Below are 17,728 nucleotides of genomic sequence, written 5' to 3' on the forward strand. Positions count from 1 at the left end.
GGCCGCTCGCCCGTGGGATGGGGTCGTTCTTCAAGGAGTGCGGCAGATCGGGCGTCGTCGTGCAGAGGCGGCGGACCGCCGCCTCGTTGCGTCACTTCCGTCCCGCGTCACCGGTTGAGCCGCTCTGCCGACTTCGGCTCCGGCACCGTTGATGCGGTGGCAAGTACCGCCAGCGCGGCAGCGAACCGTCAAATGCTCTCTCCGCGGCTGGTGCGCCGGTTGGGCGCGGCGTCGCACGGCTGAAGTCCTGGCGGATCTTTCGCAAGGCCCGGTGCAGCCCGAATCGAATGAGGTCCATCGCCGCGGACGTCCTCACTCTGGAACGGCAACGCTGATCATACTCAGGATGTCAGTACAGTGAGACTGCGTAGTCCTAGTTTATGGAACGTAGGCCACCACTCCAGCTCGTCAGCAGTTACGGCCAATTCAAGCACGGGGAAGCGTTCAAGGAGGGACCGTACCGCGATTTCCGCTTCCATCCGTGCGAGCGGGGCGCCAAGGCAGTAGTGCACTCCGTAACCGAATGCCAAGTGAGTTGTTGCACGGCCTGGGTCGAACACATCGGGAGACGGGAACTCTCGCTCGTCCCGGTTCGCCGAAGCGATTGAAATCCACACTCGGCTGCCAGCCGGAATGAGAGCGTTCCCAATGTTCACATCTTCGAGGGCGAAGCGACGCACCGCCATTGCGAAAGGAGGGCTCCAACGCAGTGTCTCCTCAACTACCGACCGTATCGGAACGTCCCCGACTCGCACTGCCGTCAGCAGTCGGGGATGCAGCAGCAGACTCAGCGCTGTGTTGCCAATCAGATGTACGGCGTTGTCGTAGCCGGCGAACAGAGTAAGGAACGCCAGAGAGAGGAGTTCAGGCTCGGTGAGTGCGTCTTGGCCGTCGCGTGCCTGTATGAGGGCAGACAGAAGGTCCTCGGTCGGGCTGTTCCGCTTGTCTTCGATGACACTCTTGAGGAATTGGTGCATCTGCCCGATCGCAATGCGTGACTCTGTTGCCGCTCCCGGAGTCGGTGAGAAGAGGGTGTCGGTCCAGGTCCGAAAGTCGCGCCTCATTGTCTCCGGGATGCCGAGCAGTTCGCAGATGACGCCCATGGGCAGCGGGACGGCCAGGGCATGGGCCAGGTCCACGCGAGGGCCTGTCAACGTGGTGAGGAGTTCGTCAGTCAGTGCCTGGATGCGCATGCGCAACTCCTCGACGCGACGGGGAGTGAATGCCTTGGAGACGAGTCGACGCAGGCGAGTGTGGTCGGGCGGATCCATGTTGAGCAGGTGAGCGTCGAGCTCAGGAGGCATGGAGGACCTGTACGCCTCGCTGGTTTTGGCATGTGCCTTGTTCAGGGAAAGCCGGGGGTCCGCCAGAGCTGCGCGGGCCTCGACGTACCGGGTGATCAGCCACACAGGTTCGCCGTCAGGCGTGGTGGTGCGATGGACCGGGGCGGTTTCGCGGAGCCGGGCATAGGCGCCATGTGGGTCAGCGACGAGGGCTTCGCTGAACAGAGACGAGACGTGGCCGGGCCGCTTGGTGCTGCTCATGCGTCTGTTGTTGCCGACTGGAGCCGCTTGAGAACGGCAGGGATGACGGTGGAGGTGCTGAATGCCACGGCGACCTGAGTCAGACGCGCGCCTTCCTTGTCGAGGTCGCCGTCGGCGGCGTCGTCGAGGTCTGTGCCGTGTCCCTCTGATGCGTCATGGCCGGAGGACCGGGCCTGCAGGGCTGCAGCGATTTGCGCGGCTTCTGCCACAGCGACCGCCTCGTCACCAGTGATGTTCTGCTTGGCGACTATCTCTCGTGTCATGCGGCTGAGGTCTGTGTCAAGGTGGGACCGAAGTCTCATTTCACCGTCGAGTATCTCGATCACCTGGCGGCCGAGGAAGAACCGGAGGTCGCCTACCAACTCCCTGCGGGAGGCCGGCGGTGTGACGAGGACGACTTCGGGGAATGCTTGGGTGATCGCCTGCCAGAGAGGGTAGCGGCGGCGGAAGGTACGGTAGTCGGATATCCATGCCGTGGCCCTACTTAGGCCGACGCCCCAGGCGGGCATGGTGAACCCTACGGCGAAGAGAGCAGCCGAGACGCTGGCGAACATGGGGGCGACAACGGAGTTGACGAAGGCGAGCGATGAGATGCCGAGCTTGTCACAGATGAGGGACATGGCCTTGGGCAGAGAGTAGCCCAAGCCGGCGACTGCCCCCGCGGTAACGATGCGCAGGCCGCGGCGCAGCCAAGGCTCGTCGACGATTCTGGAGTAGCGCCAGCAGAGGCGGATCAGGCCGATCATGCTGACCGTGAACAAAGTCTGGTGGACGAGGAGGAACTCCCAGATGTACGCGCTCTTGGCATAGTGAACGTCGAAGTCAAGGGCGTGCGACGTGTCGGTGGCGTCTCCCAGGAAGAACAGCACCCAATTCGTGGTGACCGTGGCGATGGCATATCCGAGGATCAGCCGGTGATGGAGCCGGACCTTCGACTGCGCAGACGACCAGCTGACGAGGAGGGCCACGAACGATGTGAGGCAGATATCCACGGTGGTATAGATGATCAGCGAAGTGATATTAGGTGTGCCGACCAGGGCATCGATACGTGTGTACACCGGGGGTGCGGCGAAGCCGAAGGGTGCAGCGAATGTGGCGATCGCCAAGCACAACTGCTGCAGCTCCTTGTTGCGCCAGTCGCGGGCGAGGTCTCTCAGTTTGAAGGCGAATGCGCTCCATGTGATCAAGGAGAGCATCCCGTAGACGACGTTGAATAACACTCGGCTAGATCCTTGCTGTGGAACTGCGCCCCAGGGAGCGCTTGAGGTGGCTGACGAGATTGACCACGTCTTTCGACGAACTTGTCGTCGGCCGGGGAGCGGCCTTGGTGGCCTGCAGGGAGATCAGGGAGGCAACAAGCTCGGCAGCCTTCTCCTCGCTCCGGTCGTAGCAGGTGCGCCCAAGGACGGTGCGGACAAGGGTAGGATCGATGGTCGGCAGAAGAAGTCGGGAGATCTCTTCCTCCTCAGCCGGGGTCGACTCGTGATCGCAGAGCATGTGGCCGACCTCGTGGAGGACGATGTGGCCTTGGTGTGCCTTTCTGGCCCTCGCCTGGTAGATGACGTAGTCCACATCTGGGGTGGCGACCCACATGCCGCACAGACCTCGGTCGGCGGGTAGCGGCATTGGTATGAGCGAGATGGGTCGTCCGCGGCGTTCCTCCATTTGGTCAATGAGCATGTTGATGTCGAACGGCTCGGGGAGGTGAAGCTGCCGGACCAGATCGGCGCAGTAGCGACGCAGTTCGCTGTCGTTCATTCCCGCTCCCCCCGGGTTGGCCCACTGCCACTGGATGAAGACCGCTCTCGTGCTCCTCCCTCACCACCGCTGTGTCTGTCTTGCTTGGCAGCGGTGGAGGCCCGCGTGGACCACCGAATCGTGCTCAGTTGGCTGCAATTGAGCATCTCGTACACCGCCCTACCAGCAGCTCACATCCGTCGTCTTCTGCTTGCCCGCTGCAGGTGCTGGATCACTGGAACAAGGGCAGTAAGCGCCTCCTCGTCCAGGTCGGCGACTGCCCGTAGAGCGATCTGACGGGGGCCGGTGCCCTGGCATTTTAGTGTCTCCAACAGATCAAGATCGGCGGAGACCTGAGAGGCTACTTCGTCGTTGATGAAGTAGCCGACCGGTACGCCGAAGAAGTTGGCCAGGGCTTCGAGTTGCTCAGCACTCGGCGAATCCCAGGAGCCTTGTCGTAGCTTCTCGACTTGTGCTGCAGTGACCTTGACGCCGTACGCTGTGATTGCCTTGGCAACCTCGCGAGAGGTGTAGGTCTCGCGCCCCTTGGGGTGTATGACAGCAAAAAGGCGATTCAGTCGCACTGAAAGATCCGAGACGGTGGACGGCGGCTGTGCGAGGCTCGGCGCGTTTTCGACGTCCGCCTCTCGGAGTGCGAAGACCGCCACTTCGCTCTCTGCTGGCGAAGCGGCCAAATGCTCGACATTCGGCTGCCCTGGCGTCTGCTGCAGCGCGGTCAGTATGGGCAGCAGTACGCGGTTCAGGGCCTCAGCAGCTGGGGCGGTGAAGAACGCCTCGCCCCCCTCGACTCCGAAGAATCCCACCAGGCCGTGCAGCAGTTCAACACTCGGTACTTTGTCGCCCGAGCACACCTGGCGCGCCCAGAAAGAGGAAACACCCAGCTGCCGGGAAATGTTGCCCGCCAGGTCGGACATAGGCTTTCCGGTGCGCGCCAAGTAGGCATCCGCGAGAATCTTGATGCGTGCGCTGACTCGGGCAGCCACGGTGTCGGCTTCAATCTGGTCGCCTTCCAGCAGGATGGCTACGGTTTCTTCGGGCAGTGCGGTCTTGGCAGCCAGTTCCCCGATATTGAGCAGTTGCCCTGGATGCATGCCTCGTTCTTCGAGTAGTGCTTCGAGGCGAGCAAGCGTCATCGGCAGGGGTGAGGCAGAGCCCAACGAGATACTCCCTGCTACGGGTGGATTGGGTTGGTCGGTGCATGGCACCTTACAGGGCCCCCGACGCAGGCTCAACGATCATTTATCGCCGGAGAGGGGAGCGCGTCGATCCGCGTGTACCCACAGGGCGTAGCGAGGCCGTGCGGGCTACTCGACACTGTCTTCGGCGAGCGTTGCGGGTGCCGTTCCGCGGATGCGGCAGACTGTGCAGTCGTGTTGTCCGGCCACGGTTCGCGCGGTCTGTGACCTGCCCCGCGTAGTGCCGGCCGGACGTGCAATGGTGCGCGGGTGAACGCCCAGGTATGCAAGGTCAGTGGGTGTCGCACGCTGCATGCTGTCAACGATCCTTTAGCTGAAAACGATCGTTGACAGTGCTTGTTGGATCTAGCACGATCCTGGCGAGTCGAGCCGTGTCCGATGGGCGAAGCCCGTGACGGGCACACCGTGACCTGTTTGCTTTTCACCCATCGAACCGGAGGCTTGTATATGCGTGCGCCAACTGTACGGATGGCGCTTCGACATCAATGCGGATGTGGCCGAGTTGCATAAAAGCGCAGAGGTATCGGCAGGTTTACCGCCAGGTCCCGTCCCGCCGAGATGACCATCATGGCATCCGGGGAGGCCTTGGCAGGGCAGTTCCTCGTCGCGGCCGGCCAGCTTCCCGCTACATGGGGCGCGAGCTCATGGACGGCCCATGTGTCGCATGACGGCGGCGCCCCAGTCCCTGTCCTGTCTCGGAGGTCGACCGGAAAGGCAATTCGTCCTGAATGGCAGGTTGGGGAGACTGTCAGCGCCATGCCTGGCCCGTCTGACGGACTTCGTCCGCGGCTGGCCCGACACCTGCCCCGCTGCCGCTGCCAGAGATAGAAAACTGTCAAACCCATGCCCAACGTTATGTCGGCTGACCACCGGCGGACGCGTCGTGCGGCAACCCTTCGACGACTCTTCGAAGTACGTCTGCGTCGCACCAGGGTGCTGAGGGACAAACTCAAGGGGGAAACGCTCTGATGACATCCGTACCGAATTTGTCCGTCGCCGGTACTCACCCGGATTGTGAGGACAGCGGAGTCGGTGCCGCACCAGGTGCCGGGTCGGCGCTCTATGCCCGGATAGGGCGAAAGCTCAAGGGGGAAATCCTGTCTGGTGTGTATCCCCAGGGGGCGTACCTGCCTTCATCGGGCCAACTCGGAGAGATTTATGGCGCGAACAAGAACACTGTCCTCCGGGCACTCCGGATGCTTCGTGCCGAAGGGCTGATCGACTTCGGTCGGGGTCGCGGTGCTGTCGTGGTGCACTCGCCGCAAAAAGCTAACCTCGCGGAGATATCGGAGCAGCTCCGCCGCGTGGTGAACCTAGCCGATTTCTCCGGGATTTCACGGGCGGCCGTCGTGGCTGCAATACAGCGGATTCCCCCATCGCATGGCCGACACGGGGCGGGTGTCATGCCTGCCCCGGCAGGCCGACGTGGGGGAGCGAGCCGCGGTGCGTACAGGCGGCGCGGGCCTGGTGCCGCGTGACGAGCGGCGGCCTGCGACAGTGGCAAGGAAGCTAATACGCAGGGTCACGACAGTGCCAGGGAAGCTATCTGCCCGGCTGGGGCCCACTTCGTCTGCGATGCCTCGGATCACGGACGTAAGAGCAGGTTACGTCATATCCCGAGGGTCGGGTGATGCAATCTCCGGGGCGATCACGCAGAGTACAAGAGTCGGTCTTTCGTTGATCGCCCCCATTCACTTGCGCTTAGATTCTCTGGCGACCAGAGAAGTACGCGGGGCATCGCGTCCGTTCCGTATGGATGGAAGTGAACAGCATGGGATCCAAGATTTGCGAGGCGTCGACGATGTTCATTGTCAGCGACTTCCGACTGGACACCGGGCTCATGCGGCGTGGGTCCCATGAGCCCGGGGCCCGTCTGCCGCTGGGTTGGTAGCGAATCTCTGGAGAATGATGTCGACCCACGGCGAAAGCTGGGAGGCCACCGCACCGGTCGACGAGCCGGCGCCGACCATCCTCGACCAGCCCCGGTGGTTTGCAGGCCGCGGGGAGATGCTGGCCCGCGGTTCCGAACTGCTCTTCACCGGGATGGGTGGCGACCACGTCCTGCGGGGGCACCCGGCCCAGGTACTGCGCCGGCCGGCCATCGGGCGGTTCGTTGCCGCGGCCTGTTCGCGCTGCTTGCGGAGCGGCGGATGACGGGCTCCTGGGCGCTCACTCTGACGGTTGTCGGCACGATGCTGTCGCTGCTCACAATGCGGCTGATCGACCGGGCGGGGACCGGCGAGCCCCTGGCCGGTCCTGCGCTGCTGCTCAAAGGGTGGCTCGCCGCTCCGGCATGTATCGAGGGCCTGAGCCAGTTCCTACTCGATGTGGCCGACGAGGGGGTGGAGTTGGGGCTGGGCAAGACTCCGGCGAACCGACTGCTGTTCGTCCACACCAGTGACCTCGGCCGCCACTGGACCGGCCACCTGCTCTCCTTCGTGAGCACGGACATGAGCGTGCTGCGGGACATGGTGGCGGGATGCTTTGTTCAACTCGTCACCGCAGTGCTCACGGCCGTCGGTGCGTGCGGACTGATGCTGCGGCTCGGCCCGTTGTACTCGGCACTGTTATCGTCACGGTCACCGCCGTGGCTGTCGCCGTCGCCGGGGGCATAACCGGGATCCGCGGGACCGCCGAGCGATCCCTCACTCGTGTCGGCACCCTGACTGCCGAACTCGAAAGGGCGTTGGGCGACATACGTCCGTGCGCGCCTGCCCGGCGGAGTTCCGCGAAGGCCGGCGCATCGGGATTGCAGCCAGGCTGCCTGCCGAAGCGGAGTGTGATCGACGCGCCCGGGTTCCGTGTCGGACCGATAATGGAGGTCGCGGTCAACGGATCGTTCCTGTTCATGCTGCTCATCGGCGCGGTGTGTGTCTCGAACGGCGCCATGACAATCAGGGCACTAGTCGCCTTCCTGCTCCACGCGACCTAGCTGGCGATGCCGTTGGTCGGCCTGCTCAGCGCCACCGCCCTCATCCATCGAGGCCGCGGGTCACTGAAACGCATTCAGGAAACTTTGAGGCTGCCCGTGGGGTCCAGGCCAAACCCCGCCGAGGAGCCCCCGCCCCGGGGAGCCTGGCCTCCTGCTCGAACTGCAGGATGTCTGCCTCTCCTATGGGGGGCGCCAGGTCCCGGGTCAGGTGCCGTCTCAGATAGCGGAGCGCGGACACCTCGCGCGGGCAGTTCCGATGCGGGCAAAACCACGGTCACCGCCCTCGTCGAACGTTGCTACGACCACGATGACGGAGTGGTGGTCTTCCGGAGCGCCGGCCTCACAAAGTCGGCATACCGCGCCATCCAGTCTGAGAGATCCGCACATGTATGAGGTCCCTGGACATGAACCCCACTGGACAGCTGCCCTGCAGCGACTGGACCGCCTCACTCCACGCGAGTCGGAGGTTTTTTCCATGATGGCGGAGGGCCTGTCGAACGAGGATTTGGCGAACCGTCTCCATTTGACCGAACGAACCGTACGGGCGCATCTTGCGGCGATAACCGAGAAGTTGGAACTGCACTCCCGTTTGAGTGTCTGCCTGGCGTCGTACGTTTCTCGCAATACTGTCGCGAACGACAATGTCTGCCGGTGTGACCGGCGAGCAGAATAGGAATCAAGCAGAGACCGACTCTGCATCTTCCGCAATCCTGTGGAATTGTCACGCGAAAGGAAAGTATATGTCCGGCAACGAATTCGATCTGGACGTCCGGATCACCTCGCCGTCCACTGCCGGCCCGGACAGGGCACCCGCATCGATCAGCTCTCTCCTCACCCGACGGGTCTGCACCCGGGTGACCTGCAGGACCGGCTGCACCGTCGGCTGCACCAACATCTGCACCTCGGGGATCTGCTCCAAGGAGCACTGAACGGGATGAGCCCGCTCTGATCGGGCTCACCTTTGACGACGGGTGTTGCCGTGGGCTCAGTACGGCAACACCCGTTCCCACTACGGCAACCGAGCGGCCACGACACGAGGAATGGACATGCGTGAGAACCGGGAATCAGTCGGCTGGCCGGCTAGAGGCGAGGAGGACACCCTCATTGCACGCGCACACCGTGCGGTCCGCCTGGTTGTCGAACGAACCTCGACCACCGACCAGGTGACCGATCTGGCCTTGACCGCCGCGGAACAGTCGGTGCATCCGGTGGGCTGGTACCCCCCGAGCCTCAGCCACGGCCAGGCCGGAACGGCCCTGCTGCACCTGTACGCCGCCCGCGCCGGACTCGGCGACCGGGACACCGCCTTCGAGCACATCCGGGAAGCCGTGCTGGGCACCCGCGTCGTACCGCTGGAGGGACCCGGGATCTTCGGCGGCACTAGCGGACTGGCCCTGGCACTGGCCGACTGCGCCCGCGACGAGCCGCGCTTCCTGCCAAGCCTGCACCGGATGCACGAGCAGCTCGCCGCCCAGGTCCTCGACACCGACTACCCGACCGTGGAACGCGCGGTCACCGACGCCGACTACGACTGGATCAGCGGAGCAGCTGGGGTCCTCGCCTACCTCTCTTCCATCGAGGACCCCAGTCCCGCCGTCCGGGAGGCGGTGGGGCGGCTGCTCGACTACCTGGTGTGGTTGAGCGAGCCTGCGCAGACCACGAACACCCCTCGCCGCTGGCTGCTGGTCCCCGATGTCTACCCACCCGTGGGGGACTATCACGACAAGTATCCGCACGGGTATCTCAACCTAGGTTTCTCTCACGGTATGCCCGGCGTCGCCGCGGCGCTGGCCTCGGCTGCGGCGTCCGGTTACCGGCATCCGGGCCTCGACACGGCGGTCACCACGGTCACCACCTGGATCCTCGCGCGGCGGGCCGCCGACGAGTTCGGTCCGCTGTGGCACGACGGCGTGGCGGTCGACGTCGACGGCAACGAGCAGTCCCGCCGGCACGGGCACGACCAGATCGCCTGGTGCTACGGCACGGCCGGTGTCGCCTCGGCCCTGCTCGACATCTCGCGCAGCACCGGTGACAACGGCCTACTGACCACCGCCGTCACGGCGTTCGAGACCGTCTTGCGACGGGCCGCGCAGGCCGGACCGCTGTCGCCGACCCTGTGTCATGGACAGGCTGGCCTGTTGCTGATGTGCCGCGCCTTCGCACCCTTCAGCGGCCTCGCCCGCGAACGGATCCCGGTCCTGCTCGACCGGCTGCTGGAGCATGCTGACGAAGCGCGGCCGGTGGTGTTCACGGATCATCAGCTGCCTGGACACCTGGTGGACGACCCGGGCCTGCTGTGCGGAGCCGCCGGAGTCGCCCTCGCGATCCTCGCGGCCCTGAACGACGACCGCCCGGCCTGGTTCCGGGCCTTCTTCGCAAGGTGATGCGCATGTCCCGGTACGTACCCGCAGACTTCTACATGCTGCGCTCTCCCGCGTTGCCCGTGGAGACGTTCCACGAGTTCATGAGCGACCCGGAACATACGTCTGAAGCACTGTTACGGCTGGCCGACGACCCGGAGGTCCGGCGGGCGATCTTCGTCGCCAGCGAGGGCCTGGCGGATGGGCTCACGCAGCTGGAGCGGATGTCCCCCAAGAGCGTGGCGCGCGTCCACTCGCGGCTGTGGCGCTATGCCACCAGGATGTCGACCCGGCCCACGCCCTTCGGGGCGTTCTCGGGCGTTGCCGCCGGGACCTTCTCCGGGCGCACCACCGCCCGGTTGGTCACCCCTGTGATCAGTAGCACCCGGGTGCGCGCGGACATGGCCTGGATCCTCGCCTGCATCAAACGACTCGAGGACGATCAGGAGATCTGGCGGAGCCTCAGAATCGTCCGCAACGCGACAGCACACATCTCCGGCGACCGGGTGGTCTTGCCACACGCCGATGTCTACGGGAAGAGCGACCGCACGTCGGTGCGCGTCCGGGCAACCCCTGCCGTCCACACCGTCCTGGAGGCCGCCGCCACTCCCGTGACCCACCCGGAGCTCATCGACGCACTGTCGACCGCCTTCCCCGAGGCGACCGGCCCGCAGAAGGAGAACCTTCTCCAGCGGTTGTGGGACCTGAACTTCCTCACCAGCGATCTCCGCCCGCCCCAGACAACCGCCCAGCCTGAGCAGTACCTGCTCGACCGGCTTGCCGGAATCCCTCAGACGGCCGAAGCGACCGAACGGCTGCGCGAGGTCGTCGAGCTTGTCCGGCGCGCGGACGATCCGGCCTCTCTCGCCCGGTTGCGGGCGGCCCAGGAGAAGCTCGTTCCGGGTTACACAGGACAGACGTACCAACTGGACTCCGCCATCGGCCTGCAGTCGGAGGAACTGAACCGGTCCGTGGGCGAGGCGGCCGCCGACACGGTGGACGTCCTCATGCGCCTGAGCTCAGCCACGGGCGCCGTCAACGGCCATCTGAAGCGGTATCGAGAGGAGTTCCTCGAACGATACGGGCAGGGCGTGCGCGTCCCGGTTCTGGAACTGCTCGGCCCGGATCAGGGCCTGGACGCTCCCGAGTCCTACACGGAGCCAACTCGCACGGCCGGCCCGCTCAACAGCGACACCGACCCCGAGGACACCTCCTCCTACGACCGGGCCGTCGTCGCATTCGCACACCATGCCTGGCACGAGGGGACGCTGGAAGCGGAACTCACCGACGCCTGGCTGAACCGGCTTGCTCCCGAGGCGGCCGTCGAACCGCTGCTTCCCACAATGGACGTCTATCTGCAGATCGAGGCCACCGACCGGCAGGCCATCGACCGGGGTGAGTGGCGGGCCGTCGTCCGCGCCGACGGCCTCGCTCACGGTGGACGCACCTTCGGGCGCTTCTTCGACCTGCTTGGCGACCGGCTGGTGGACCGGTTGCGCGACCTCGCCCGGTGGGAACAGGAGCTTCAGCCACACGTGGCGTACGCCGAAGTGGCCTACCTTCCCACCTACGGCCGGGCCGGGAACGTCGCCGCACACCCGGACCTCGGGACATACGAGATACCCGTCAACACCACTCCCTCTGTGCCGGCCGACCGCGTCCTGCCGCTGGACGACATCCTGGTGGGCGCCGACGAACGGCGGTTCCACCTGTGGTCGCGGCGGCTGGACCGCGAGATCGTCGTGACGCAGCATCACATGCTCAGCCCCCTCGCTGCCCCGAACGTCGCCCGCTTCCTGCTGGAGGTCTCACAGGACGGGTACGTGCTGCCCGGCGGATTCCACTGGGGGCCTGTTTCGAACGCCACCTTCCTGCCCCGGGTGACCCGCGGCAAGGTGGTGCTCCGACCGGCCGAATGGCGGCTGGACGGAAAAGGGCTGGACGATCTCGCGGCATGGCGCGAGCGGTGGCGCGTGCCGCGCTACGTGCATCTCGTGGAGCATGACAACAGGCTGCTGCTCGACCTCGACCACCCACGCTGCGTCGGGGAACTACGGGAGGAGATCGGCCGCTCAGGCGGCGGTTCGGTGCTGCTCAACGAGATGCTGCCCGACTTCGCGCATCACTGGCTCGGCGACGACCGCGGACGGCGGTACACGGAGGAGATTGTCGTCCCCGTCATGGCCGCCCGCGCCGAGACCGCCGCCCGGTATCCGGCCGGGCAGCCGGTGGAGATCCCGGTACGTCGGTACCCGCCGGGCAGCGAATGGTCGTACATCAAGTTGTACGCCGCCTTCGAACGCCACGATGAGATCATCGCCGGTCCACTGCGCGAACTGATCGCGGAACTGCGCGCGGAGGACGCGGTGGACCGATGGTTCTACATCCGGTACGCCGATCCCCGCCCGCACCTTCGCATCAGGGTGCGCAGCGAACGGTCGTCGGTCCTGGGGCGACTCGCCGCCTGGGGCAGGAGCCTGATGCACGTCGGTCTCGCCCAGGACCTCGCCATGGACAGCTACTGCCCGGAGATCATGCGCTACGGCGGTCCCGACACCAGCGACGCGGTCGAGCGCCTCTTCGAGGCCAACAGCGACGCCACCGCACATCTGATAGCGGCTCGTGCGGATCAGCTTCAACTGGCTGACGAGCACCTGGCCGTGGCCGCGGTGGACACTCTCCTTCGCCACTGGGGCGTCCCGCTCGCGGAGCGCATGGACATGCTCCCCGGGCACCCGGACGACAACGCCACGCGGGACGAATTCAGGAAGACTCGCGCCTACCTCTGCGAACTGCTGCTGCCCTGGGAGCGGTCCACCCACGAGGAGGGCCGTGCACATCGCCTGCGGATCGACGCATCCCTCGCGTCCCAGGAGCCTGCGGTGCGTGCGGCATCGGCGGCGGTCCGCGAGGCCACCAAGCGCTCCCGTCTCGCGGTCCCGCACGTCGAGATCCTCGGCAGTCTCGCGCATATGCAGATCAACCGCCTCCTGCCGGTCGATCTGGCCCGTGAGGAACGTTGCTACGGGTTGCTGCGGCACACCTTGCGCACCCTCCGGGGCCGCCTTGCTGCCGAGGAGGCCAGGTGATCTGGCTCCGCGTGCTGCGGCTCTTCTGGAAGCTGAGCGCGCGGAGGGTCACCGCCTTCGCCGTCGTCTCGGTGCTGTCGGCTGCGATGCCCGGCGTGCAGGTCGGGCTCACGGCGAGTGCGGTGCAGTCGGTGGCGCAGGCTGCCGGCGGCAACGAGGGGGCCGGACGGCAGGCCCTGCACGCGGGCGTCGTCCTGCTGCTCATCGCGGTGGCCGGGCACCTGCTGGATGTGTGGGGCCAGTACCTCGACTCCTTGCTCCGCCTGGAACTCACCACCAAGATCGGTGAACAGGTGATGATCAAGGGCACGCGACTCGACCTCGAGGAGTATGAGAACGCCGAGTCGTACGACAAAATGCAGCGCGCCTTCCAGGAAAGCAACGGGGGCCGCATTTACCAGCTGTTCTCCGAAATGCTCACCGTCACTCGTGAGCTGGTCACCGTCGTCTCGGTAGGAGCGGTGCTGTTCACCTGGTCGCCGTGGGTGGCCCTGTTCATCGTGGTGTCCCCGGTCCCGTCCGTGATCGCGCACATGATCTACACGAACAAGGCGTACGCCGTCGAGTACGCGCGCGCAGCAGACCGCCGACGGATGTACTACTACCAGTACCTGACGACGACGGATCACTCCTTCAAGGAAGTGCGCCTGTTCCAGCTCGGACCCTACCTCGTCGAGCAGTACCGCAGGCTGGTCCACGAGTTCTTCCGGATCGACCGGCAGCTGGCCCGCCGTCAGTCGGGCATCGTCGGCTTGCTGGGCCTGGTCAGCGTCCTGGCCTCTTCGGGGGCGCTGCTGTGGGCGATCGGGTCGGCCGTGGACGGCGGGCAGGTGGGCCACCTCGCCGGATACCTGCAGTCCATGGGGGCCATCCAGGTGTCGGCCCACGGAATGCTCCTGGGGATCGCCTCGCTCTACAAGGACACGCTCTTCCTGGGCAACCTCTTCGCGTTCCTGGACCTCCCTGAGCGCCGGATCAGGGGCGGGAACAGGCCGTTTCCGGTGAAGCTGCGCAAGGGAATCGAGTTCCGGGACGTCAGCTTCGTGTACCCCGGCACCGACCAGCTCGTCCTCGACGGTGTCGACCTGCTCCTGCCGGCCGGGAAGTGCGTGGCGCTGGTGGGGCAGAACGGTGCCGGGAAGACAAGCATCGTCAAACTGCTGACCCGGCTGTACGAGCCGACGGGCGGGCAGATCCTGATCGATGACGTGCCGATCGAGGAGTATGACGTCGACGACCTCCAGCGGCACATCGGTGTGATCTTTCAGGACTTCATCCGGTACGAGATGTCCGTCCGCGACAACATCGGCTTCGGCCGCATCGAGGCAAGGGACGACGACGAGCGCATCCGGGCCGCAGCCGTGGCCGGAGGGGTCGACACTGTGGTGTCCGGGCTTCCGGACCGGTACGACACCATGCTCGGCCGGCACTTCGAGGAGGGCCGGCAACTGTCGGGCGGCCAATGGCAGAAGGTGGCTCTGAGCCGGGCCTTCATGAGGAGGGCCCCGGTGGTCGTGCTAGACGAACCCACGTCGGCCATCGACGCCGAGGCCGAGTCCGAGATCTTCGGCCGGCTTCGTGACATCGCAAGGGAGGCCACCTCCCTCATCATCGCGCACCGGTTCGCCACAGTGCGCATAGCCGACCGGATCGTGGTACTGGACCAGGGCAGGGTTGTCGAGGAAGGGACCCATGAGGACCTGCTGAGCGCCGACGGGATGTACGCCCATCTGTTCAATCTGCAGGCAGCGGGATATCTCGGCGAGCCCGCCTCTCAGTGAAGGTTGGTCCATGGAGACATCGGTAATTTTTCCAGTCATGCCCACAGATCCCTTTGACGTGGTTCCCTTCGCGGAACTTGTCAGAAGCGAGGACATGCCGCGGCTGTGGCAGGGCCAGTCCGTCACCATTGAAACCCATCAGATGTTCGCCTACCTCGCGGGCATGGGATTCCGTATCCCATTCGGCACGGCCGTGACCCTGATGCCTTTACGCCACCCCATGGAAGCAGCGACGCACGCCCGGTCCCTGGCCCGTCTGACCGGCAGGCGAGTGACGCTGGGACTCGGCCCGGGATCCCCCGACTTCGTGGCAGGTCTGCGCGGAAATCCGTACGACAGCCCGAAAGCAGCGTCTGCCGAGTATCTCAGGCAGGTGCGCGGCTTTCTCACCGAGCAGAATCGTGAGGCGCCAGAGGTCGGTCGGCAGTCATTGGACTTGCCAGATCTTGGTCATCCCGGTGTGGATCTCGGACTGGGGGTCCTCCGTCCGGCGCTCGCCCGGCTCGCGGGCGAGACGGCCGACGTGGCGATCACCTGGATGACGCCGCCAGGGTACCTGGCACGTGATGTGGTGCCGGCTCTCCGGCGCGGTGCCCGGGCGGCGTGCCGCCCGGTCCCGCGCCTGGTCACCGTGGTACATGTCGCCGTCGCCCGCAACGGGCGTGATCCTCGCCAACTCGCCTACGCAGCCGCCCACACACACCTGGGCGCCCCGCACTACACGGACATGCTCAGGCGCGCGGGGCTGCGGGTGCACCCATCACAGCCTTATCTCAACGCACGTGCTCTGGTCGACTCGGGAACCTTTGTATACGGCTCACCGCGGGAAGCGGCCGACGCACTGGCCGAATACGACCGAGCAGGCGTGGACGAGGTCGTCCTGAACTGCGCGGGGGTAGGTCTTGTCCATGGCTGGAACGCGGCCCTGGAGGACCTGGCGGAACTCGCGGCTGAAATGCGTTCGGCCCGTACAGGCATGATCGCATAGAGGCTAGGCTTGGCTAGGTCGAGAGGCGGAGCGAAAGGAAATCGCGATGACCGAGGAAGTGCAACAATGGCTGAAAGAGAACGCCTGGCCGCTGAAAAGCTTGCACCCTCAGGCATCGGAGCAGGGTCAAGGCGACCTGGAGCCAATGTGCGAGGTCATGCGCGACGTACGTGTTCTGGGTATGGGGGAAGCGACCCACGGGACAGCCGAGTTCTTCCGCCTCAAACACCTGTTACTGCGCTTCCTCGTCGAGGAGATGGGGTTCACCGCACTGGCCATGGAAGCCAGTGCCTCCGCCGCCCAGGCGGTCGACGACTATGTGCTGCACGGCACCGGTGATGCCGCCGACGCATTGGCCGGCCTCGGCTTCTGGACATGGCGGACCCGGGAAATGCTGGACGTCATCGAGTGGATGCGCGACCACAACCGAACGGTTCCGCCGGACCGAGCCGTACGTTTCGTGGGCATCGACCCCCAGCGATGCGGTCCATCGCTGGCTGCGCTGGCCGCCGTGCTGCGCACGCTTGCACCGGAACGGGCAAAGATCACCGGTGGCCTGCTCGGCACACTGGCGGAGGCCAGGACGGGATCCCTCGTTGCCCAGCGGTCCCAACTCCTTGCCGAGGCACATGAACTGGAGCGATACCTTGAGGAACAGCGGCCCCGGCTCGCCTCGCACAGCGGGGAGGCGACCGTCGAGCGCGCTCTCAGGCATGCGCGTCTGATCGTGGCCGCGGCCGACGTGGCCTCCCTGCCGCCGCGCGGCGAGGGACAGGAGCCGGGCGCGTTGGCCACCCGGGACCGCTACATGGCCCAGGCAGTGATCTCCCTGCAGGAGAGAACCGGCGGCAAGGTGGCCGTCTGGGCCCACAACGGCCACGTCTGCACCGACCGTTACGCGCGGGACATACCGGCCATGGGACGGCACCTCAGAAACCACTACGGTGAGCAGTACTACGCCTTGGGCCTGCTGTTCGGCGAGGGCGCATTCCGCGCCCGCCCCGGAAACTCCGCGACACGACCGCCCAGGAAGCACACCATCAGCGCGGCGGGTCCACGCTCCGTCGAGGCCCAGCTGGCCTCGGCCACCTCCGAGGACCACTTGATCGACCTCCGCGCCGGCCGAACCCAGCCCGCCGTTGCCCGGTGGCTGGAGAGCCCGCAGCTCATGCGGGCCTTCGGCGCCGGTGTGCCACGCGTGACGTACCGCTTCACCATGACAGAGACGGTGCTCATGCGCGAGTACGACGGACTGGCGTACGTGGCCCGCTCGACGCCTTCGGTGCTACTGAGCTGAGACAGCATCCATTTTCGGGGGCGTCTCTGGTCTGCTCGCCGACGCGGATGTCGCGTGCCATGACGCTCGACTGGAGGCCGCGTCCTCTGCGTCGACGCTGACGTGACACAGATCTCGATGTGCCTCCGGTAGACGGGTCTATAGTCTGGTCCCGTTTGTTGGCCGAAGGTGAGATGTAAGGCTCATGAAGAGCCGTCCGTATGTGGCTGGCGAAGCGTCAGCCAAGTCAGCAAGCGGTCAGCACAAAGCCCGCAACGGGCGTCGGAAGCGCGTTGGTGGCGGGCCACTGTAAGGTGAGAGAACAGCCCTTGACCTGCATAAAGCGGGCAGGGAGCGAATTCCGGGAGTGCTGAATGCTTCGTACCGTATTCAAGTCCAAGATCCACCGCGCCACCGTCACCCAGGCCGACCTGCACTACGTGGGATCGGTGACGATCGACGCCGACCTCCTCGAGGCGGCGGATCTGCTGCCCGGTGAGCTCGTGCATATCGTCGACATCACCAACGGCGCTCGTCTGGAGACCTACGTCATCGAGGGCGAGCGTGGCTCGGGGGTGGTCGGGATCAACGGGGCCGCCGCGCATCTCGTCCACCCCGGTGATCTGGTGATCATCATCAGCTACGCTCAGGTGACCGACGCCGAGGCGCGGGCGCTGAAGCCGCGGATCGTGCACGTCGACCGCGACAACCGGATCGTCGCCCTCGGCGCCGACCCGTCCGAGCCGGTGCCGGGGTCGGACCAGCAGCGCAGCCCGCAGGCCGTACCGGCCTGACCGACGCCCA

15 protein-coding genes and 1 pseudogene are annotated in these 17,728 nt (G+C 65.7%); 12 read left to right on the forward strand and 4 right to left on the reverse strand.

The window, feature by feature from the left end; all coding sequences use genetic code 11:
• Window positions 1-188: 188 nt before the first annotated feature.
• Window positions 189-335, forward strand: a pseudogene (locus tag ACWC21_RS32560) (IS5/IS1182 family transposase); the annotation flags it as partial.
• Window positions 336-341: 6 nt separating this feature from the next.
• Here ACWC21_RS32560 and ACWC21_RS32565 read toward each other — a convergent pair.
• The 4 genes from ACWC21_RS32565 to ACWC21_RS32580 all read right to left on the reverse strand — a co-directional run bounded on the left by ACWC21_RS32565 (window position 342) and on the right by ACWC21_RS32580 (window position 4,435).
• Entirely contained in the window at window positions 342-1,544 is a 1,203-nt protein-coding gene (locus ACWC21_RS32565; protein WP_450887066.1) for a cytochrome P450 family protein, read from the reverse strand.
• A complete protein-coding gene (locus tag ACWC21_RS32570; RefSeq protein WP_450887068.1) occupies window positions 1,541-2,764 on the reverse strand; it encodes an MAB_1171c family putative transporter in 1,224 nt (407 codons plus the stop codon). Before ACWC21_RS32570 ends, ACWC21_RS32565 begins: the two co-directional genes overlap by 4 nt.
• A 4-nt stretch (window positions 2,765-2,768) precedes the next feature.
• Complete coding sequence (locus tag ACWC21_RS32575) at window positions 2,769-3,302, reverse strand: hypothetical protein (RefSeq protein ID WP_450887070.1); 534 nt, start codon at window positions 3,300-3,302, stop codon at window positions 2,769-2,771.
• A gap of 170 nt (window positions 3,303-3,472) precedes the next feature.
• A complete protein-coding gene (locus ACWC21_RS32580; RefSeq protein WP_450887072.1) occupies window positions 3,473-4,435 on the reverse strand; it encodes a hypothetical protein in 963 nt (320 codons plus the stop codon).
• 1,031 nt (window positions 4,436-5,466) lie between these two features.
• On the opposite strand from ACWC21_RS32580, the gene ACWC21_RS32585 reads away from it, so the two are divergent.
• From ACWC21_RS32585 to panD, 11 genes are all read left to right on the forward strand, one after another.
• Entirely contained in the window at window positions 5,467-5,976 is a 510-nt protein-coding gene (locus ACWC21_RS32585) for a GntR family transcriptional regulator (RefSeq protein WP_450887073.1), read from the forward strand.
• 427 nt (window positions 5,977-6,403) lie between these two features.
• Complete coding sequence (locus ACWC21_RS32590; protein ID WP_450887075.1) at window positions 6,404-6,652, forward strand: hypothetical protein; 249 nt, start codon at window positions 6,404-6,406, stop codon at window positions 6,650-6,652.
• On the forward strand, window positions 6,649-7,113 hold the full coding sequence (locus ACWC21_RS32595) for an ABC transporter transmembrane domain-containing protein (RefSeq protein ID WP_450887077.1): 465 nt from the start codon (window positions 6,649-6,651) through the stop codon (window positions 7,111-7,113). The genes ACWC21_RS32590 and ACWC21_RS32595 overlap by 4 nt, the downstream gene beginning before the upstream one ends.
• 702 nt (window positions 7,114-7,815) lie before the next feature.
• A complete protein-coding gene (locus ACWC21_RS32600) occupies window positions 7,816-8,103 on the forward strand; it encodes a response regulator transcription factor (protein ID WP_450887078.1) in 288 nt (95 codons plus the stop codon).
• A gap of 67 nt (window positions 8,104-8,170) precedes the next feature.
• Window positions 8,171-8,359 carry an FDLD family class I lanthipeptide gene (locus tag ACWC21_RS32605; RefSeq protein WP_450887080.1) on the forward strand — a complete coding sequence of 63 codons (189 nt, stop codon included), beginning with the start codon at window positions 8,171-8,173 and terminating at the stop codon, window positions 8,357-8,359.
• Between the two features lie 234 nt (window positions 8,360-8,593).
• A complete protein-coding gene (locus ACWC21_RS32610; protein WP_450887083.1) occupies window positions 8,594-9,814 on the forward strand; it encodes a lanthionine synthetase C family protein in 1,221 nt (406 codons plus the stop codon).
• A 5-nt stretch (window positions 9,815-9,819) separates the two neighbouring features.
• Complete coding sequence (locus ACWC21_RS32615; RefSeq protein WP_450887084.1) at window positions 9,820-12,879, forward strand: lantibiotic dehydratase; 3,060 nt, start codon at window positions 9,820-9,822, stop codon at window positions 12,877-12,879.
• Complete coding sequence (locus ACWC21_RS32620) at window positions 12,876-14,660, forward strand: ABC transporter ATP-binding protein (protein ID WP_450887086.1); 1,785 nt, start codon at window positions 12,876-12,878, stop codon at window positions 14,658-14,660. Before ACWC21_RS32615 ends, ACWC21_RS32620 begins: the two co-directional genes overlap by 4 nt.
• A 10-nt stretch (window positions 14,661-14,670) precedes the next feature.
• Complete coding sequence (locus ACWC21_RS32625) at window positions 14,671-15,648, forward strand: LLM class flavin-dependent oxidoreductase (protein ID WP_450887087.1); 978 nt, start codon at window positions 14,671-14,673, stop codon at window positions 15,646-15,648.
• A gap of 46 nt (window positions 15,649-15,694) precedes the next feature.
• The gene (locus ACWC21_RS32630) at window positions 15,695-16,945 is read left to right on the forward strand and encodes an erythromycin esterase family protein (RefSeq protein WP_450887089.1); all 1,251 of its coding nucleotides are present in this window, start codon (window positions 15,695-15,697) and stop codon (window positions 16,943-16,945) included.
• Window positions 16,946-17,298: 353 nt separating this feature from the next.
• Window positions 17,299-17,718: an aspartate 1-decarboxylase gene (panD, locus tag ACWC21_RS32635; RefSeq protein ID WP_450887090.1), complete on the forward strand. Its 420-nt coding sequence runs from the start codon at window positions 17,299-17,301 to the stop codon at window positions 17,716-17,718.
• Window positions 17,719-17,728: the final 10 nt, after the last annotated feature.

This window comes from Streptomyces sp. NPDC001348 (assembly GCF_053597535.1).

Excerpts from the sequence above, each read along its gene's own strand:
- ACWC21_RS32585 (WP_450887073.1), top strand. The coding sequence starts at position 5,467 with ATGACATCCGTACCGAATTTGTCCGTCGCCGGTACTCACCCGGATTGT.
- ACWC21_RS32625 (WP_450887087.1), top strand. The coding sequence starts at position 14,671 with ATGGAGACATCGGTAATTTTTCCAGTCATGCCCACAGATCCCTTTGAC.
- ACWC21_RS32590 (WP_450887075.1), top strand. The coding sequence starts at position 6,404 with ATGATGTCGACCCACGGCGAAAGCTGGGAGGCCACCGCACCGGTCGAC.
- ACWC21_RS32630 (WP_450887089.1), top strand. The coding sequence starts at position 15,695 with ATGACCGAGGAAGTGCAACAATGGCTGAAAGAGAACGCCTGGCCGCTG.
- ACWC21_RS32595 (WP_450887077.1), top strand. The coding sequence starts at position 6,649 with ATGACGGGCTCCTGGGCGCTCACTCTGACGGTTGTCGGCACGATGCTG.
- ACWC21_RS32615 (WP_450887084.1), top strand. The coding sequence starts at position 9,820 with ATGTCCCGGTACGTACCCGCAGACTTCTACATGCTGCGCTCTCCCGCG.
- ACWC21_RS32565 (WP_450887066.1), bottom strand. The coding sequence starts at position 1,544 with ATGAGCAGCACCAAGCGGCCCGGCCACGTCTCGTCTCTGTTCAGCGAA.
- ACWC21_RS32575 (WP_450887070.1), bottom strand. The coding sequence starts at position 3,302 with ATGAACGACAGCGAACTGCGTCGCTACTGCGCCGATCTGGTCCGGCAG.
- ACWC21_RS32605 (WP_450887080.1), top strand. The coding sequence starts at position 8,171 with ATGTCCGGCAACGAATTCGATCTGGACGTCCGGATCACCTCGCCGTCC.
- ACWC21_RS32600 (WP_450887078.1), top strand. The coding sequence starts at position 7,816 with ATGTATGAGGTCCCTGGACATGAACCCCACTGGACAGCTGCCCTGCAG.
- ACWC21_RS32580 (WP_450887072.1), bottom strand. The coding sequence starts at position 4,435 with ATGACGCTTGCTCGCCTCGAAGCACTACTCGAAGAACGAGGCATGCAT.
- panD (WP_450887090.1), top strand. The coding sequence starts at position 17,299 with ATGCTTCGTACCGTATTCAAGTCCAAGATCCACCGCGCCACCGTCACC.